Here is a 15,936-nt window from a genome sequence, read left to right on the forward strand (position 1 = left end):
GATGAATGGAATTTGCCGATCACGCGAAAACTATTCGGTTGCGGTGAGCCGGCACCCTGCCTACGATTTCGACAAGCGTTAGGGAAAGGGCAGTATGCAGCAACCCGGCCGTGCCGCAGAGATCAAGGCAATCGGGATCGGCAAGAGCTTCGGCTCGTTCCGTGCGCTGGACAATCTGTCGCTCAATATCGGCCGTGGCGAGTTCCTGACCCTGCTCGGGCCGTCGGGTTCGGGCAAGACCACCTTCCTGATGATCCTTGCGGGCTTCGTGCAGCCGACCGAGGGCAAGCTGTTCAGCGACGGCGTCGACATCACCGACCGACCGGCAGAGCAACGGGCCGCCGGCATGGTGTTCCAGGGCTACGCGCTGTTCCCGCATATGAGCGTCGAAGCCAACATCGCCTTCCCACTCAAGGTGCGCAAGAAACCGGCCGCCGACATCAAGCGCCGTGTCGGCGAGATGATCGAGCGCGTCGGTCTCAAGGGCCACGAGAAGAAACTGCCGGCGCAACTGTCGGGCGGCCAGCAGCAGCGCGTGGCGCTGGCCCGTGCGCTGGTGTTCGAACCTGGCGTGCTGTTGCTCGATGAGCCGTTCTCGGCGCTCGACAAGAGCCTGCGCGGCCAGATGCAGGCCGAGATGAAGCGGCTGCACCAGGAAACCGGAACCACTTTCGTCTTCGTCACCCACGACCAGAGCGAGGCGCTGGCGCTGTCGTCGCGCGTTGCCATCTTCAACCACGGCAAACTGCTGCAGGTCGGAGCGCCCGACGAAGTCTACGACCGGCCGGACAACCGCTTCGTCGCCGAGTTCCTCGGCGAAATCAACATGCTGCCGCTGAAGGGCGTCAAGCCTGCCGGCAATGGCTCGACGGGCCTTTGCGAAGACCGCGCGGTCAGCATGGGCTGCAAGGCCGAACTCGTGCGCGGCGATGCCATCCTGGCGATCCGGCCCGAATACATGTCGATATCGGGCGAGGCGGCGGATGGCGAGAATGGCATCGCCGCTACCGCCACCAACTCCACCTATCTCGGTGCTGCGACGCGGCTCGACCTGACGACACGGCAAGGCGCCAAGGTTACCGTCTCGGTGCCGAACGAGGTGGCGGCCGCAGCGCTCAGCAAGGGAAATTCCGTCTGGCTCACCTGGCCGGCGGAAAAGGGTTTCCTCCTTCCGCATGGAGGGCAATGACGACGGTGTGGCGAGATATCGCTCCACCACTTTCCGGCACTATCAACAACAAAAAAGGGGAACTGACATGACACATGACACCAAAAAACAAGCCGTCGAGAGCCTGTCCGCCAGGGCAGGTCGCGGCGAGATCTCGCGCCGGCAGTTCACGCAGCTGGCGGCACTCGTGCTGGCCGGCACGCCGATGCTGCTGCGCTCGACAGGTGCCTTTGCGCAGGCCAAGGAACTGGTGCTGGTCAACTGGGGTGGCGATGCCATCACCGCCTATGATGCCGCCTATGGCCAGGCCTTCACCAAGGACACCGGCATCGCCGTCAAAATGGACGGTTCGGGTCCGACTGAAGGCGCCATCGCCGCGCAGTTCAAGAGCGGCGCGCCGACCTGGGATCTCGTCGACGTGGACCCCTTCTCGGCCATCACGCTCGGCGCCCAAGGGGCTCTCGAGCCGATCGATTACAACATCGTCGACAAGAAGAAGATGCGGCCCGGCTTTGGTTGGGAATACGCCGCCTCGACCTATTTCTTCTCCTATGTCATCGCCTATGATTCCGAGAAGTACGGCAAGGACGCGCCGACCGGCATGGCCGATTTCTTCGACGTGAAGAAATTCCCCGGCAAGCGCTCGCTCTACAAATGGGGCGTATCGAGCTGGGAAGCAGCACTTCTGGCCGATGGCATCGCGCCGGCGTCGCTCTACCCGCTCGACCTCAAGCGCGCCCATGACAAGATCGCCGCGTTCAAGGAAAACGTCGTTGCCTATTGGGGTGGCGGCGCCGAAAGCCAGAGCGTGCTGCTCAATGGCGAGGCCTCGATGGCGATCGTCTGGTCGACGCGCGCTTCGCTGATCGAGCAGGATTCGGGCGGCAAGATCAAGTTCATCTGGGACCAGGGACTGATCTCGCCCGGTGCGCTGGCCGTGCTCAAGAACAACCCCGGCGGCAAGGACGCTGCGATGAAGTTCATCGCCAGTGCCCAGGACCCTGAAAAGCAGTTGGTCATGTTCGACAAGCTCGGCCAAGGTCCTGCAAACCCGGCGGCAGACGCGCTGATCACGGCCGACAAGAAGCGCATCAACCCGGTCGATCCCGAGAACATGAAGAAGCAGATCGCGCTCGACATGGACTGGTACGCCAAGAACTACGGGCCGGCGCTCGACGAATACACCAAGATCATCTCGGCCTGATCAGGGCCGGGGTAATCGGGTCAATGAGATCCTATCTCTCCGACAGGATGGGCGCGGCGCTGTTGATGGCGCCGCTGCTCCTGTTTCTTGTCCTGGCCTATGCCTGGCCGTTCCTTGGCGTCGTCAAATGGAGTTTTACGCTGCCGACGCCCGGCCTCGGCCAATATGAGGCGCTGCTCACTGACGATCTGGTGCAGTCGGTGTTCATCCGCACGCTGCGCATCGCGGCGGTCGTCACCGTGGTTTCGGTGGCCGCTGCCTACGCCATCACCGTCGTCTGGGTGCGTGGAACCCCGGCACAGCGCCTGATCGCCGAGTTCTGCATTCTCGTTCCCTTCTGGATTTCCGTGCTGACCCGTGCCTTCGGCTGGGTGGCGCTGCTCTCCAATCGCGGCCTGATCAACACGTGGCTGCAGGCGATCGGCTTCATCTCCGAACCGCTGGCGTTGGTGCGCAACGAATTCGGCGTCATCGTCGGCATGACGCACTTCCTCATTCCTTTCGCCGTTTTTCCGCTGGCATCGGCCATGCGCAGCCTCGACGACCGCGTGCTCCTGGCGGCGCGCGGGCTCGGCTCCAGCCGCATGCGCACCTTCTGGACGGTGTTCGTGCCGATGACGCGCTCCGGCATCATAGGCGCGGCGATGATCGTTTTCGTCTTCTCGCTCGGCTTCTTCGTCACGCCAGCGATCCTTGGCGGCGGCCGCAGCGTCATGATTGCCGAGCTGATCTATCTCAGGATATTCCAGAGCCCGGACTGGGGCTTGGGTGCAGCGATCAGCGTCGTGCTGGTGCTGTTCGTCGGCGCGCTGATGGCGCTCTTGTTCCGATATGTCAGACCGAAGCAGTTGATCTGATGCCGACCTACCGCCCCGGTCCCGTCTCGCTGATCATTGCCGCTTTCGTGGCGCTGTTCCTGCTGATGCCGCTGCTCGCGGTCATCCCGGTGTCGCTGACGCCGAGCCGCATGCTGGCGATGCCGTCGGGCGAACTGTCGCTGCGCCACTACCGGGCGCTGATCGAGGACCCGCGCTGGCTCCAATCGATCCTGCTCTCGATCCGCATCGGTGTCGTCAGCAGCGCCTTTTCAACTGTGCTGGCGCTGTGTTTCAGCCTTGGCGTCTGGATGTTCCAGCCGCGCTTCACCGCGGCCCTGGTCGGCTTCGTGCTGCTGCCGATGGTGGTGCCGCCGGTGGTCTCGGCGATCACGCTCTACTTCTTGCTCACCTCGATCTCGGGTTTCAGCGCGTTCTTCGGCTACGACACCTGGCTTGGCGTCGCCATGGCCCATTCGGTGATGACCGTGCCCTTCGCCACGGTGCTGATGCTGGTCTCTCTCAGCCAGCTCGACCGCCGCATCGACCTTGCCGCGCGGGGCTTAGGGGCCACCGTGTGGGAGCGCGCCACCCGCATCATCATGCCCAACATCAAGTTCGGCATCGTCACCGCCGCACTTCTCTCCTTCGTGCTGTCCTGGGAAGAAATCGGCGTCACTTTGTTCATCACCTCTGTCAACGCCATCACGCTGCCGCGGCTCATGTGGATGGGCTTGCGCGACAACATCGACCCGGCGATCGCGGCATTGTCGGTGATCCTGATCATCATCACCGTGCTGGTGCTGGCGGTGCGCAGTTTCGTGGCCAGGCAGCGCGGAGCCTAGACAAACCGCACCGAGACGCGGCCAAACCTGCCTAGATCGCCGATGACTTCGTCGCCTGCCTCGACGCTTATCGGTGTCACGCAGGTGCCGGTAATCACCACCTGTCCCGGCTGAAGCGCTATGCCCAGGCCCGACAGTTCATTGACGATCCAGGTAAGCGCGATGCGAGGATCGCCCAATACGGCTGCTCCCGATCCGCTATGTTGCGACCTTCTGGAAACGGACGCGATCACGGGGTGCTTTGCAAGATCCACGTCGTGCCAGTCGTCTTCCGCCGCCTCGCCGATGACAAACAGATTGGCGCAGGCATTGTCCGCAATGAGCTGCGGCGCCCCGACGGCGCAGAAATCGTCATACCGTGAGTCCGGGATTTCGATCGCCGGGTGCAAGCTCGCCACGGCTTCCATCGCCTCGGCGATTTCATAGGGTGCCGCACGAGGCGGCAGCTCGCGGCCGAAACGGAAAGCGAACTCGATCTCGGCCACGCGCATCTTGCTCGTCGCCAGCGAAACGGTCCCGCCGATCTCCACCGCTTTCTCGGCCAGGAGACGTCCGGCCATGGGGCCGTCGACGTTGATGTGCCTTTGTCCCGCCAGACTGGTCGCGGCAATCTTCCAGCCGAAAAGCGGAGCCGCCGAGCGATCCATGACATGCGACTGGATAGCGTAACCTTCGAGCCGTGTTTGTGGGCGCAACGCCTCGGGTATGGCGTCGAGACGGGTGCCCTTGTCCCAGTGGCCTACCAACAACCGCGACGCAGCCCTGGTCTTTTCTGCATCGAGCATCATCAGCTTCCGAAATTGCTTCGTGGATCAAAAACGGCAAGGAAACATTGCGTCATGCGACGCTGTATGGAGCGAGAATATGTGACCAGGAATCGAGAGTCCATGTTCACGGCGTGGTGCCCGCGACGGTGGTCTTGGCAAAGCCGCCCTTTCAAGATCATCGGCATCATCATTCCGATGACGAATCGCCATCGCCTCTGCGCGTCGAATGGCTATATCTGTCAGAACACGCAGAACGCGGACAGCTTCCGAAAAGCAACAGTCGGCAGCGCAGGAACCGGAGGAAAAGACGATGACCGCGCCAGGCGATTTACAGCAGGCACTGTTTCTCAGGCTGAAAAGCGATCCATCGCTGTCGGCCTTGTTGGGCGGCGCCGGACTGCTCGAACGGCCAGCCGACAACGCCGCTTTTCCGTACGTGACCTGCGGCCATACCTCCGCTTTCGACTGGGATACGGGCATCGAGAACACCGACGATCAGTTGATTACGCTGCATGTCTGGTCGAAAGCCCATGGGGATGCCGAAACGCTAGCCATCATGGCCGCCATCCAGGCGCGCCTTGCCGACGCAGCATTGGTGATCGGCCCTCGCGGCCAGACACGACTGTCGCTGGAATTTGCCGAAGCCCGCCATGACGAGGATCTGCTCGTGCATCACGGGCTGCTGCGTTTTCGCGCGATGACGCAGGAAAATGCCTGATGCGCTTTCAATATGGTCAAAACGGAGTCTAGACTGGACTTTCGCGGGATTTCGCCTGTCGAGGCGGTGAAATCCCAGGTTGACTGTCTCGCGTTGCAGGGGTGTGGCGAGGATGTTTTCAGCGGCGTTCACCGTTCATTTCACGTTCAGCACCGATGCGTTACAACGCCGGTCATGAAAACGCTTCGCTCCCACTTCCGAACCGCGACACTGGCGCTTTGTGCTGCCGGGCTGTTTGCGTCGCAGGCGATGGCGATGCCGGTCATCGCGCCGCCCGACCTTGCCAGTCCGATCGTACTGGCGGCCTCCGATTGCTACGCCATCGGCCAACAGGTGGCTGAGCAGAATGGCGGAACGCTGGCCAAGGCCTCGCAATCGACGCGCGGCGGTCAGCCTGTCTGTGTCATCGTCGTGCTCGTTCCGGGCAAGGACGGACAACGTCCGCGCCGTTCCGAGATCGTCGTTCCACTGAACTGATCCAATCAACCTTAGGCCACGTTTCCCAGGCCGCCGGAATCGGCCTATATCTGCCCCAGTTTTCAATCCTACAAAGCTCTTCCATCCGACAAAGCTCTTCAACAGGTATCAAACTCCGCATGCGTGTACTGGTCGTCGAAGATGACAAGGATCTCAATCGGCAGATATCGGATGCGCTGGTCGATGCCGGCTATGTCGTCGACCGCGCCTTCGACGGCGAGGAAGGCCATTTCCTCGGCGACACCGAGCCCTATGACGCCGTCGTGCTCGATATCGGCCTGCCGCAGATGGACGGCATCAGCGTGGTCGAGCGCTGGCGACGCGGCGGCCGCAAGATGCCGGTGCTGATCCTGACGGCGCGCGACCGCTGGAGCGACAAGGTTTCCGGCATCGATGCCGGCGCCGACGACTACGTCACCAAGCCGTTCCACATCGAGGAGGTGCTGGCGAGGCTGCGGGCTCTGATCCGGCGCGCTGCCGGCCATGCCTCGTCCGAGCTGACCTGCGGACCGCTGCGCCTCGACACCAAGGCCTCCAAGGCCGATGTCGGCGGAGTGCCGCTGAAGCTGACGTCGCATGAATTCCGCCTGCTTGCCTATCTGATGCACCATATGGGCGAGGTCGTCTCGCGGACCGAACTGGTCGAGCATCTCTACGATCAGGATTTCGACCGCGATTCCAACACCATCGAGGTGTTTGTCGGGCGGCTGCGCAAGAAGATGGGCATCGACATGATCGAAACCGTGCGCGGCATGGGCTACCGCATGCGTGAGCCGGAGGCGTAACTCGGAACCGCTCAAACCAACCGCAAGGACGCCGCTTTCGCTGCGTTTGTGGCCGCGTTCGCTGACGTTCCGCGTCATCGCCTTTTCCACGGTCTGGGCGATCGTGACGCTCGTTGTCATCTTCACCTTGATCACCACCCTATACCGCCAGGCCAGCGAGCGCGGCTTCGACAGCCTGCTTTCGGCGCATCTGTTCAACCTGATCGGTTCGATCGGCATCTCCGACAGCGGTGCGCTGACCGGCGCGCCAGATCTCGGCGACCTCCGGTTCTCGGAGCCGAATTCGGGCTGGTACTGGTCGGTTGAGCCCGCTTCGGAAGGCGTGCATGGCGATCTCCATTCGTCGTCGATGACCACGACGATCCCGTCACCGAGCGTTGCCGAGGTGCCGTTCAACGCGAGCTTCCAGCGCAGCTACGCAGCCGAAGGCATCGACGGCGAGCAACTCGAAGTGTTCGAGAGCGAATTCGTCCTCGACGCCAAGAACCGCGCCGCGCGTTTCCGCGTCATGGGCAACCAGAGCGAACTCGAACAGGAAATCGCCACCTTTCAGCGCCGCCTGCTGACCTATCTCAGCCTGTTCGGCGTCGGCATGATCGCCATCAACGCGATCGCAATCCTGCTCGGCCTGCAGCCGCTGCGCCGGGTCAGGAACGCGCTCGCCATGGTGCGCGAAGGCACCGCCCAGAGGCTCGACGGCCGCTTCCCGGCCGAGATCGAACCGCTTGCCAACGAAACCAATGCGCTGATCGAAAACAACAGGCGCATCGTCGAGCGGTCGCGAACACAGGTCGGCAATCTCGCCCATTCGCTGAAGACGCCGCTGGCGGTACTGCTCAACGAGGGCCGCGCGCTCGGCGGCGCCAAGGGGCAGTTGATCGCCGAACAGGCGGCTTCCATGCAGAAGCAGGTCGAACACTATCTCCAGCGCGCCCGCGTCGCGGCACAACGCGACAGCGTCGTCTACCGCACGCCGGTGACGCCGCTGGTGCAGCGCATGGTGCGGGTTCTGCGGAAGCTCAATCCGCAGACAAATCTGTCGCTGTCGCTGCCGGCGGGCGAGATCGTCTTCGCCGGCGAGCGCGAGGACCTTGAGGAACTGCTGGGCAATCTCCTTGAAAACGCGATGAAATGGGCAAAGAGCGCGGTGCAGGTCTCGGTCGTGCCCTTGACCGGCAAGGACGACCCGGCCGGCCTGTTCGAGATCGGCATAGAGGATGACGGTCCGGGCATTCCCGAGGACAAGGCGCGCGAGGCGCTGAAGCGCGGACGGCGTCTGGACGAGACAAAGCCCGGAACAGGTCTGGGCCTGGCCATTGTCGCAGACCTCGTCAACGAGTATGGAGGCGTTCTGGCGCTCGAACGGTCCGGTATGGGCGGATTGAAGGCGGTGGTGCGATTGCGGAGCCTTCAGTGATGTTCACCAGAGCCGATCGACATAGAGGGGCGGGAGATGTTGTTGGCGGCATGTCCATTGGTCCCGCAGCGGCCAGCGGCCAAATTTCCGACAAATATCAATACTATGGCCACGCCGACTTCTCGATGACGCGGCCCCCGGCGCATCCATGGCAGGGTCCAACTCAAGAAAACCGGTTGTTGGCATGAAGATTCGCGTCGCGCTTGTTTCCGCATTGCTGGCTGTTTCCGGCTGCACCACCTTGAGCGGCAAGGGTCCAACCGTGGCAGCGACACCGGCCTCGACATCTCCTTCCAGCGGCAAGGTGACCACGACGATCATTTCGGCGATGGGCGGCGGCCTCATCAGCGGGGCGATCGGCAACGGCCTCAGCGAGACCGAGAAGCGCAGCGCGCTCGAGGCTGAGTACAAAGCGCTGGAATACACGACCAGCGGCCAGAAGGTGACGTGGAAAGGCGCCCAGGCTTCGCGCTACGGCGAGGTGGTTCCGGCCCAGCCCTACCGCGTCGGTTCGCAGGACTGCCGCCAGTACACGCAGACGGTGTTTTCCGGCGGCGCCGGAGTCACGGCGCGCGGAACCGCTTGCCGCAACGCCGATGGCAGCTGGACACCGCTGACCTGACGACCGTCTGCCGACGATTGGCGGCTGGCGTCGTCAAAGCGTCGCAGCATGCATCTGTTGGCACGGCAGAGCTCTGCCGTTATTGGAAGAACCATGCTGTTCTGGGTCATAGCCGCCATTCTCACGCTGGGTGCAAGCCTGGCGGTGCTGTTGCCGCTGGCCGCCAGCGCGAAGGGCGCGTCGTCGAGCGGCGAACATGATCTCGAAGTCTATCGCGACCAACTGTCCGAGCTTGACCGCGACGCCGCGCGTGGCTTGATCCAGCCGGCCGAAGCGGCCGAAGCCCGCGCCGAGATCGCTCGCCGCATCCTTCGCCTTGACAATGCGGGTACCGCCGGCGGCGCAAACGCGGGCCGAGCGCCGGCCACCGCAAGGCTGGTGGCAACCGTAGCCGTGCTGGCGGTGCCGCTGGTCAGTTGGGGGCTCTATGTCAAGCTTGGCTCTCCCGACCTGCCGTCACAACCGCTCAGCGAGCGGTTGGCCAAGAATCCCGCCGACAGTTCGGTCGACGAACTGGTGGCGCGGGCCGAAGCCCATCTGGCCGCCAATCCCACCGATGGCAGGGGCTGGGACGTGCTTGCACCGGTCTATCTGCGCATGCAGCGCTTTTCCGACGCGGCGGATGCCTATCGCAACGCCATTCGGCTTGATGGCGACAGCGCCGTTCGCCAGGCCGGTCTCGGAGAGGCGATCGCCGGCGCGGCAGGCGGCATTGTCTCGGCCGATGCCCAGGATGCTTTCGAGGCAGCCCTGAAGCTCGATCCGGCCAATGCGAAGGCCAGTTTCTACCTGGCCATGGCGTTGGCGCAGGAGGGTCGCGCCAAGGAAGCGACCACGGCATGGCAGGCGATGCTGGGCAGATTGCCGCCGGACTCGCCATGGCGCGGTGCCGTCGAGCAGGCGCTGGCCAAGTCCGGCAACCCCGAAGTGGCTTCCGGCGGCGCCGCCAACGGCCCCGATGCCGGCGATATCGACGCCGCATCCTCGATGTCGCCGCAGGATCGGGAAGCCATGATCAACACCATGGTTGCCGGCCTTGACGACAAACTGCGGCAAAATCCGCACGACCCGGAAGGATGGATGCGGCTCGTTCGTTCCTATGTCGTGCTTGGCAAGGCTGATCAGGCGCGTGAGGCGCTCGGTCGCGCCATTGCCGTCTTTGGGGCCGACAGTGACCAGGCGAAGAAATTCACCGCCTTTGCCGCTTCGCTTGGGCTTGCGGCGACGGAGTAGAACAAGACATGACGCGCAAGCAGAAACGATTGTCGGTGATCGCGGGCGGCCTGGTCTTCCTGGGTGCCGCGACCGGGCTGACTTTCTACGCGCTTGGCCAGAAGGCCTCCTATTTCTACATGCCGGCCGATCTCACCACGGCAAGCGTCCAGCCTGGCCAGCGCGTCCGGTTGGGGGGATTGGTCGAAAAAGGCACGATCCAGCGCGGGCAGGGGGCCACGGTCGGCTTTTCGGTCACCGACACGCACAAATCGGTCAAGGTCACCTACACCGGCATCCTGCCCGACCTTTTCCGCGAAGAGCAGGGCGTCATCACCGAGGGTAGTTTCGGCCCGGACGGGGTTTTTGTTGCCGATAGCGTGCTGGCCAAGCATGATGAGCGCTATATGCCCAAGGAGGTTGCAGACGGCCTCAAGGCCAAGGGCGTGTGGCAGGAGAGCAAGAGTGAATAGCTCCGGCAGGAGAGCGACAGTGGATCACGGGCATGGTTGAAACCGGACATTTCGCCCTCGTCCTGGCGTTTGCGCTTTCGCTGGTGCAGACGCTCGTGCCGCTGTTTGGCGCACGCCTGAACAACCAGCGCCTGATGGCCGTCGGCGGTCCGGTCGCGGTGACCGGCTTCGCCTTGACGGCGCTGTCTTTCGCAGCGCTGGCGAGTGCCTATGCGAGCTCCGATTTCTCGGTGGCAAGCGTGTGGGAAAACTCGCATTCCTTGCAGCCGTTGATCTACAAGATCACCGGAACCTGGGGCAATCATGAAGGCTCGATGCTGCTTTGGGTGTTGATCCTGACCTTCTTCGGCGCACTCGTCGCCGCTTTCGGCTCCAACCTGCCGGCGGCGCTGCGCGCCAATGTGCTTGCGGTGCAAGGCGCCATCGGCGCCGCCTTCTTCCTGTTCATCCTGGCGACGTCCAATCCGTTCATCCGGCTCAACCCGGCGCCGATCGAAGGCCGCGATCTCAACCCGATCCTGCAGGATCTCGGCCTCGCCATCCACCCGCCGTTCCTCTATCTCGGCTATGTCGGCTTCTCGATCTGTTTTTCCTTCTCGGTCGCCGCTCTCATCGAAGGCCGCATCGACGCGTCCTGGGCGCGCTGGGTGCGGCCGTGGACGCTGGTCGCCTGGATGTTCCTGACCGGCGGCATCGCCATGGGATCGTACTGGGCCTATTATGAACTTGGCTGGGGCGGTTTCTGGTTCTGGGATCCAGTCGAGAACGCGTCTTTCATGCCGTGGCTGGCGGGCACCGCGCTGCTCCATTCGGCCATTGTCATGGAAAAGCGCTCGGCGCTGAAGATCTGGACGCTGCTGCTCGCCATCCTGACCTTTTCGCTGTCACTGCTCGGCACCTTCCTCGTGCGTTCGGGCGTGCTGACCTCGGTGCATGCCTTTGCCACCGATCCGACCCGGGGCGTGTTTATCCTGTGCATCCTGACGCTGTTTATCGGCGGCTCGCTGGCGCTGTTTGCGCTGCGCGCTTCCCGGTTGACGACCGGCGGCCTGTTCCACCCGATTTCCCGAGAAGGGGCACTCGTCCTCAACAATCTGTTCCTGACCACGGCGACGGCGACCGTGCTTGTCGGCACACTCTATCCGCTCGCTGTCGAAGCCTTTTCAGCCGACAAGATCTCGGTCGGCGCGCCGTTCTTCAATCTCACCTTCGGGCCGCTGATGGTGCCGCTGCTGCTCGTGGTTCCGTTCGGGCCGTTGCTGGCCTGGAAGCGCGGCGATGTCTTCGCCGTCGCGCAGCGCCTGATGGTGGCCTTTGCAGCGGCGCTGCTGGCGACGCTGGTCACCGCTCTGTTCATCGACGGCGCCTCGGTGTTCGCAGCCCTGGGCGTAGGCCTTGCCGTCTGGCTGATCCTTGGCGCGCTCACCGATCTCGCCGTCAAATCGGGCTTTCGGACCGTCGCAACGGGGATCATGGTCCGGCGCTTGCTCGGCTTGCCGCGTTCGGTCTTCGGCACAGCCTTCGCTCACCTCGGCCTCGGCCTGACCACGCTCGGCATCGTCGGCACACTTTGCTTCGGCACCGAGAAGATCCTGTCGATGCATGCCGGCGAGACCGTCGAACTGTCCGGCCATACGCTGCGTTTCGTCGGGCTTTATCCGGCCCAGGGACCGAATTACAGCGAGGATCGCGGCCGCTTCGAGCTGATCGGCGTCAGCGGTAGCCCTGTTGGCGAAATCAGCTCCGCTAAGCGGTTTTATCCGGCGCGGCAGATGACGACGACGGAATCCGGCATCAGGACGATCGGTTTCTCGCAGCTCTACATCTCGCTCGGCGACGAGGGCAAAGATGGTTCGGTCGTCGTGCGTTTGTGGTGGAAGCCGCTGGTGACGTTGATCTGGGGCGGTGGCCTGATGATGATGGCGGGCGCGGCGATGTCGCTGATGGACCGGCGCCTGCGCGTCGGCGCGCCGTCGCGACGGCGCAAGCAGGCGAGCGTGGTGCCATCCGCGACCCTGCCATGAACGCACGGCTTTCGCTGACCTCCATTATCCTGCTGCTGGCGCTGTTTTTTGCCGGCACGGCCTTGGCGGTGAAGCCTGACGAGATGCTGCCTGATCCTGCACTTGAGGCACGGGCTCGGGCGCTTTCGGAAGGCTTGCGCTGCATGGTCTGCCAGAACCAGTCGATCGACGAATCCGATGCCGACCTTGCCCGCGACCTGCGCGTCCTCGTGCGTCAGCGCCTCGTCGCCGGCGACACTGACCAGCAGGTCATGGACTACGTGGTTTCGCGCTATGGCGAGTTCGTGCTGCTCAAGCCGCGTTTCGACCTGCGCAATGCATTGCTGTGGGGCACGCCTGTCCTGCTGTTGCTGGTGGGAGGCGTTTTCATCGTGCTGACCGCGCGGTCGCGTCGCTCGACGGCAACCAATGCGCTGACCACTGAGGAACAGGCGGCGCTGGACAAGATACTAGGCAATTAGCTCGGCCATTCCTCCGAGGGCCAGTCCCGCGACGTGTGAATGACGCGCAGGATAACGGCGCACTGACGGCCAGCGATCGGGCGCAACTCATAGGCAATGATGTGGTGTGGGGCAGGCGGCTGATGAACGTCTCATATGTGCCTGTTACTCGGCCTGGCCGGCCCGTCGCCATATCACCAAGGTCTCGGCCCATTTCACGAATACGATCCGCCAGGCGTGCTTGCTGTCATTTATGAAAGCCTTGTGCTGAGTTGTGTACAAGATAGCGCATAGGGCATCGCGGCCAACGGGTTTGTGCGTCTCCCGACCCCAAAACATTACCAAAGTTTCATGTGTCGGAAATGGCGCTGTAATGTGCGCCACTCTAATTCTCTTGCTTGAGGATGCCCATCAGCAGCGTCCATTTGGAAAGAGGATACGAGATCCATGAATATTGCCCCCCGTTCATATTCCGTCACCCGCAAGCGTCTCATGGCTGCCGTCGCGTCTGTCGCCGTGGCCGGTGCGATCGGCGTCGGTGCGCTGACCAGCGGAACCAGCCCTGTTCTGGCCGATGCCGTGCGCGTCGAGGCGCCGCAGGTACCGGGCTTCGCCGATGTCGTCGAGCGGGTTTCTCCCGCTGTTGTCAGCGTCAAGGTCAAGGCCAAGATCAGCCCGGCCGCCGATGACGGCTCGGACCCGTCCGACGATCAGGATGGCATGAACAACCTGCCCAACAATCCGCAACTGCGCCGCTTCTTCAAGGAATTCCGTGGATTTGGTGATCAGGACGGCCAGGGTGGCGGCAACAGGCGCTTCAGCCATCGCGACCGCAACAACGACCAGCCGCGGCCGGTTGCACAAGGTTCCGGCTTCTTCATCTCGGATGACGGCTATCTCGTCACCAACAACCACGTCGTTTCGGAAGGCTCGGCCTTCACCGTGGTGATGAATGACGGCAAGGAACTCGACGCCAAGCTGATCGGCACCGACCCGCGCACCGATCTCGCCGTGCTCAAGGTCGATGGCGTCGGCAAGTTTACCTATGTCGACTTCGCCGATGACTCCAAGGTTCGCGTCGGCGACTGGGTGGTGGCCGTCGGCAATCCGTTCGGCCTTGGTGGCACCGTCACCGCCGGCATCGTCTCCGCCCGCGGCCGCGACATCGGCGCTGGCCCTTATGACGACTTCATCCAGATCGACGCATCGGTCAACCGCGGCAATTCTGGCGGCCCGACCTTCAACCTCAACGGCCAGGTCGTCGGCATCAACACCGCGATCTTCTCGCCGTCCGGCGGCAGCGTCGGCATCGCCTTCGACATTCCCGCTTCGACCGCCAAGCAGGTCGTTCAGGACCTGATGAAGAGCGGTTCCGTTCAGCGCGGCTGGCTCGGTGTGGAAATCCAGCCGGTCACCTCCGACATCGCTGAGTCGCTTGGTCTGAAGTCCAACAACGGCGCACTGGTTTCCAGTGCCCAGGACGATGGTCCCGGCAAGAAGGCGGGCATCACGGCCGGTGACGTGATCACCCAGGTCAACGGCAAGGACGTCGCTTCGCCGAAGGAACTGGCACGGCTGATCGGCGCCTACTCGCCTGGCAAGTCGGTTGACGTCACCGTGTGGCGCGACGGCAAGAGCCAGACGGTCAAGGTCGATCTCGGCAAACTGCCCTCGAGCGACAAGCAGGCCTCTGTCGACCAGTCGCAGCCTGCCGCTCCGGCAAAGCCCGACACGCTGGCCGATCTCGGCCTGACCGTCACCAAGTCCGAAAACGGCAAGGGGCTGGTGGTGACCGACGTCGATCCCGACAGCGATGCTGCCGATCGCGGCATCCAGCCGGGCGACGTCATCACATCGGTCAATTCGACCGAAGTGAACGGCACCGACGACGTCACCAAGGCGATGACCGAAGCGGTCAAATCCGGCCGCAAGGCGGTGCTGATGCAGATCACCCGCGACGACACCAATCGTTTCGTCGCGCTGCCCGTCGCCAAGGGCTGAGGTCGGCTCCGGAGCGTGCGCCGGTTCAACACCCCCGAGCCGCCGTACGGGAAAGCATGGAGGAGCGCGCGTTAGTCAGTCATCGCGCCTTCCCCCGGCGGCAGCGGGCTTCCCATCGCCCGCTGCCGCACAATTTCAAAAGCGCTTCAACGATCCGATGCCAACGACATCGGCAGCGAGCAGCTTTATCGCGCACTGCTTCGAGCGATCTCGGTCGCGGTGCGCTTTGGCAAAGGCCACAATGCAGATGTCTGCCACTCAACCTTCCGGCGAAATCGCGTATAACAGCCCTATGAAGATTCTCGTCATAGAAGACGATCGCGAGGCTGCGGATTACTTGCAGAAAGCCTTTGCCGAGGCCGGTCACACCGCGCATGTCGCCGGTGACGGCGAAACCGGCTTTGCGCTCGCCGACGCCGGCGACTACGACGTGATGGTGATCGACCGGATGATGCCGCGTCGCGACGGCCTGTCGGTCATTGCCGGTCTCAGGTCCAGGGGCAACACGACGCCGGTGCTGATCCTGTCGGCGCTCGGCGAGGTCGATGACCGGGTCACGGGTTTGCGCGCCGGCGGCGACGATTACCTGACAAAGCCCTATGCCTTCTCCGAGCTTCTCGCCCGCGTCGAGGTGCTGAACCGGCGCGCCAGTGCCAAGGAAGCGGAAACCGTCTACCGCGTCGGCGATCTCGAACTCGACAGGCTGTCGCATTCGGTCCGCCGTGCGTCACGCGAGATAACGCTGCAGCCGCGTGAGTTCCGCTTGCTCGAATATCTGATGCGGCATGCCGGCCAGGTGGTGACGCGCACCATGCTGCTGGAAAATGTCTGGGACTACCATTTCGATCCGCAGACCAATGTCATCGACGTCCATGTCTCCCGGCTGCGTGGCAAGATCGAGAAGGGCTTCGACAAGCCCATCCTGCATACGGTTCGCGGCGCCGGCTATATGCTGAAGAGTGGTTAGC

Annotated in this window: 16 protein-coding genes and 1 pseudogene; 15 read left to right on the forward strand and 2 right to left on the reverse strand. The window is 63.2% G+C overall.

The features are described 5' to 3' along the window. Positions 1–94 precede the first annotated feature (94 nt). From LB559_RS11970 to LB559_RS11985, 4 genes are all read left to right on the forward strand, one after another. Complete coding sequence (locus tag LB559_RS11970) at positions 95–1,189, forward strand: ABC transporter ATP-binding protein (protein ID WP_127385415.1); 1,095 nt, start codon at positions 95–97, stop codon at positions 1,187–1,189. A 67-nt stretch (positions 1,190–1,256) separates the two neighbouring features. Further along, entirely contained in the window at positions 1,257–2,372 is a 1,116-nt protein-coding gene (locus LB559_RS11975; protein ID WP_027162977.1) for an ABC transporter substrate-binding protein, read from the forward strand. A 23-nt stretch (positions 2,373–2,395) separates the two neighbouring features. Beyond that, positions 2,396–3,229, forward strand: a complete 834-nt coding sequence (locus tag LB559_RS11980) for an ABC transporter permease (RefSeq protein WP_013532644.1) — start codon at positions 2,396–2,398, stop codon at positions 3,227–3,229. Then, positions 3,229–4,032 carry an ABC transporter permease gene (locus LB559_RS11985; RefSeq protein WP_027162976.1) on the forward strand — a complete coding sequence of 268 codons (804 nt, stop codon included), beginning with the start codon at positions 3,229–3,231 and terminating at the stop codon, positions 4,030–4,032. The genes LB559_RS11980 and LB559_RS11985 overlap by 1 nt, the downstream gene beginning before the upstream one ends. Here the strand turns inward: LB559_RS11985 and LB559_RS11990 are convergent. After that, a complete protein-coding gene (locus tag LB559_RS11990) occupies positions 4,029–4,817 on the reverse strand; it encodes a 2-keto-4-pentenoate hydratase (RefSeq protein WP_224674124.1) in 789 nt (262 codons plus the stop codon). The genes LB559_RS11985 and LB559_RS11990 overlap by 4 nt on opposite strands. A gap of 292 nt (positions 4,818–5,109) precedes the next feature. On the opposite strand from LB559_RS11990, the gene LB559_RS11995 reads away from it, so the two are divergent. The 9 genes from LB559_RS11995 (at position 5,110) to LB559_RS12035 (ending at position 12,988) form a co-directional block, all read left to right on the forward strand. Next, a complete protein-coding gene (locus LB559_RS11995; RefSeq protein WP_064993409.1) occupies positions 5,110–5,517 on the forward strand; it encodes a DUF3168 domain-containing protein in 408 nt (135 codons plus the stop codon). 174 nt (positions 5,518–5,691) lie between these two features. Beyond that, positions 5,692–5,994, forward strand: coding sequence for a hypothetical protein (locus tag LB559_RS12000; RefSeq protein ID WP_013532640.1), 303 nt, complete (start codon positions 5,692–5,694; stop codon positions 5,992–5,994). 119 nt (positions 5,995–6,113) lie between these two features. Further along, the gene (locus LB559_RS12005) at positions 6,114–6,779 is read left to right on the forward strand and encodes a response regulator transcription factor (RefSeq protein WP_013532639.1); all 666 of its coding nucleotides are present in this window, start codon (positions 6,114–6,116) and stop codon (positions 6,777–6,779) included. Then, positions 6,763–8,196: an ATP-binding protein gene (locus LB559_RS12010; RefSeq protein WP_318014162.1), complete on the forward strand. Its 1,434-nt coding sequence runs from the start codon at positions 6,763–6,765 to the stop codon at positions 8,194–8,196. Before LB559_RS12005 ends, LB559_RS12010 begins: the two co-directional genes overlap by 17 nt. Before the next feature lie 184 nt (positions 8,197–8,380). After that, positions 8,381–8,818, forward strand: coding sequence for a hypothetical protein (locus tag LB559_RS12015; RefSeq protein ID WP_224674125.1), 438 nt, complete (start codon positions 8,381–8,383; stop codon positions 8,816–8,818). Positions 8,819–8,911: 93 nt separating this feature from the next. Beyond that, positions 8,912–10,051, forward strand: coding sequence for a c-type cytochrome biogenesis protein CcmI (gene ccmI / locus LB559_RS12020; protein ID WP_024505286.1), 1,140 nt, complete (start codon positions 8,912–8,914; stop codon positions 10,049–10,051). An 8-nt stretch (positions 10,052–10,059) separates the two neighbouring features. Beyond that, positions 10,060–10,503, forward strand: coding sequence for a cytochrome c maturation protein CcmE (ccmE, locus tag LB559_RS12025; protein WP_224674126.1), 444 nt, complete (start codon positions 10,060–10,062; stop codon positions 10,501–10,503). 32 nt (positions 10,504–10,535) lie between these two features. Continuing rightward, positions 10,536–12,527 carry a heme lyase CcmF/NrfE family subunit gene (locus LB559_RS12030; RefSeq protein WP_224674127.1) on the forward strand — a complete coding sequence of 664 codons (1,992 nt, stop codon included), beginning with the start codon at positions 10,536–10,538 and terminating at the stop codon, positions 12,525–12,527. Beyond that, positions 12,524–12,988 carry a cytochrome c-type biogenesis protein gene (locus LB559_RS12035; protein ID WP_013532633.1) on the forward strand — a complete coding sequence of 155 codons (465 nt, stop codon included), beginning with the start codon at positions 12,524–12,526 and terminating at the stop codon, positions 12,986–12,988. The genes LB559_RS12030 and LB559_RS12035 overlap by 4 nt, the downstream gene beginning before the upstream one ends. Here the strand turns inward: LB559_RS12035 and LB559_RS33010 are convergent. Further along, positions 12,985–13,208, reverse strand: a pseudogene (locus LB559_RS33010) (type II toxin-antitoxin system RelE/ParE family toxin); the annotation flags it as partial. The gene LB559_RS12035 and the pseudogene LB559_RS33010 overlap by 4 nt on opposite strands. Before the next feature lie 206 nt (positions 13,209–13,414). On the opposite strand from LB559_RS33010, the gene LB559_RS12040 reads away from it, so the two are divergent. Then, complete coding sequence (locus tag LB559_RS12040; protein ID WP_013532632.1) at positions 13,415–14,968, forward strand: Do family serine endopeptidase; 1,554 nt, start codon at positions 13,415–13,417, stop codon at positions 14,966–14,968. Between the two features lie 292 nt (positions 14,969–15,260). Next, positions 15,261–15,935 (forward strand): response regulator transcription factor, encoded by a 675-nt coding sequence (locus LB559_RS12045; RefSeq protein WP_023812818.1) that lies wholly within the window; start codon positions 15,261–15,263, stop codon positions 15,933–15,935. Position 15,936 lies beyond the last annotated feature (1 nt).

Origin of the sequence: Mesorhizobium sp. BR1-1-3 (genome assembly GCF_020165455.1) — a bacterium.
Classification (GTDB): domain Bacteria; phylum Pseudomonadota; class Alphaproteobacteria; order Rhizobiales; family Rhizobiaceae; genus Mesorhizobium; species Mesorhizobium ciceri.

Coding starts and splice junctions, on each gene's coding strand:
- LB559_RS11970 (WP_127385415.1), top strand. CDS start 95: ATGCAGCAACCCGGCCGTGCCGCAGAGATCAAGGCAATCGGGATCGGC.
- LB559_RS11975 (WP_027162977.1), top strand. CDS start 1,257: ATGACACATGACACCAAAAAACAAGCCGTCGAGAGCCTGTCCGCCAGG.
- LB559_RS11980 (WP_013532644.1), top strand. CDS start 2,396: ATGAGATCCTATCTCTCCGACAGGATGGGCGCGGCGCTGTTGATGGCG.
- LB559_RS11985 (WP_027162976.1), top strand. CDS start 3,229: ATGCCGACCTACCGCCCCGGTCCCGTCTCGCTGATCATTGCCGCTTTC.
- LB559_RS11990 (WP_224674124.1), bottom strand. CDS start 4,817: ATGCTCGATGCAGAAAAGACCAGGGCTGCGTCGCGGTTGTTGGTAGGC.
- LB559_RS11995 (WP_064993409.1), top strand. CDS start 5,110: ATGACCGCGCCAGGCGATTTACAGCAGGCACTGTTTCTCAGGCTGAAA.
- LB559_RS12000 (WP_013532640.1), top strand. CDS start 5,692: ATGAAAACGCTTCGCTCCCACTTCCGAACCGCGACACTGGCGCTTTGT.
- LB559_RS12005 (WP_013532639.1), top strand. CDS start 6,114: ATGCGTGTACTGGTCGTCGAAGATGACAAGGATCTCAATCGGCAGATA.
- LB559_RS12015 (WP_224674125.1), top strand. CDS start 8,381: ATGAAGATTCGCGTCGCGCTTGTTTCCGCATTGCTGGCTGTTTCCGGC.
- ccmI (WP_024505286.1), top strand. CDS start 8,912: ATGCTGTTCTGGGTCATAGCCGCCATTCTCACGCTGGGTGCAAGCCTG.
- ccmE (WP_224674126.1), top strand. CDS start 10,060: ATGACGCGCAAGCAGAAACGATTGTCGGTGATCGCGGGCGGCCTGGTC.
- LB559_RS12030 (WP_224674127.1), top strand. CDS start 10,536: ATGGTTGAAACCGGACATTTCGCCCTCGTCCTGGCGTTTGCGCTTTCG.
- LB559_RS12035 (WP_013532633.1), top strand. CDS start 12,524: ATGAACGCACGGCTTTCGCTGACCTCCATTATCCTGCTGCTGGCGCTG.
- LB559_RS12040 (WP_013532632.1), top strand. CDS start 13,415: ATGAATATTGCCCCCCGTTCATATTCCGTCACCCGCAAGCGTCTCATG.
- LB559_RS12045 (WP_023812818.1), top strand. CDS start 15,261: ATGAAGATTCTCGTCATAGAAGACGATCGCGAGGCTGCGGATTACTTG.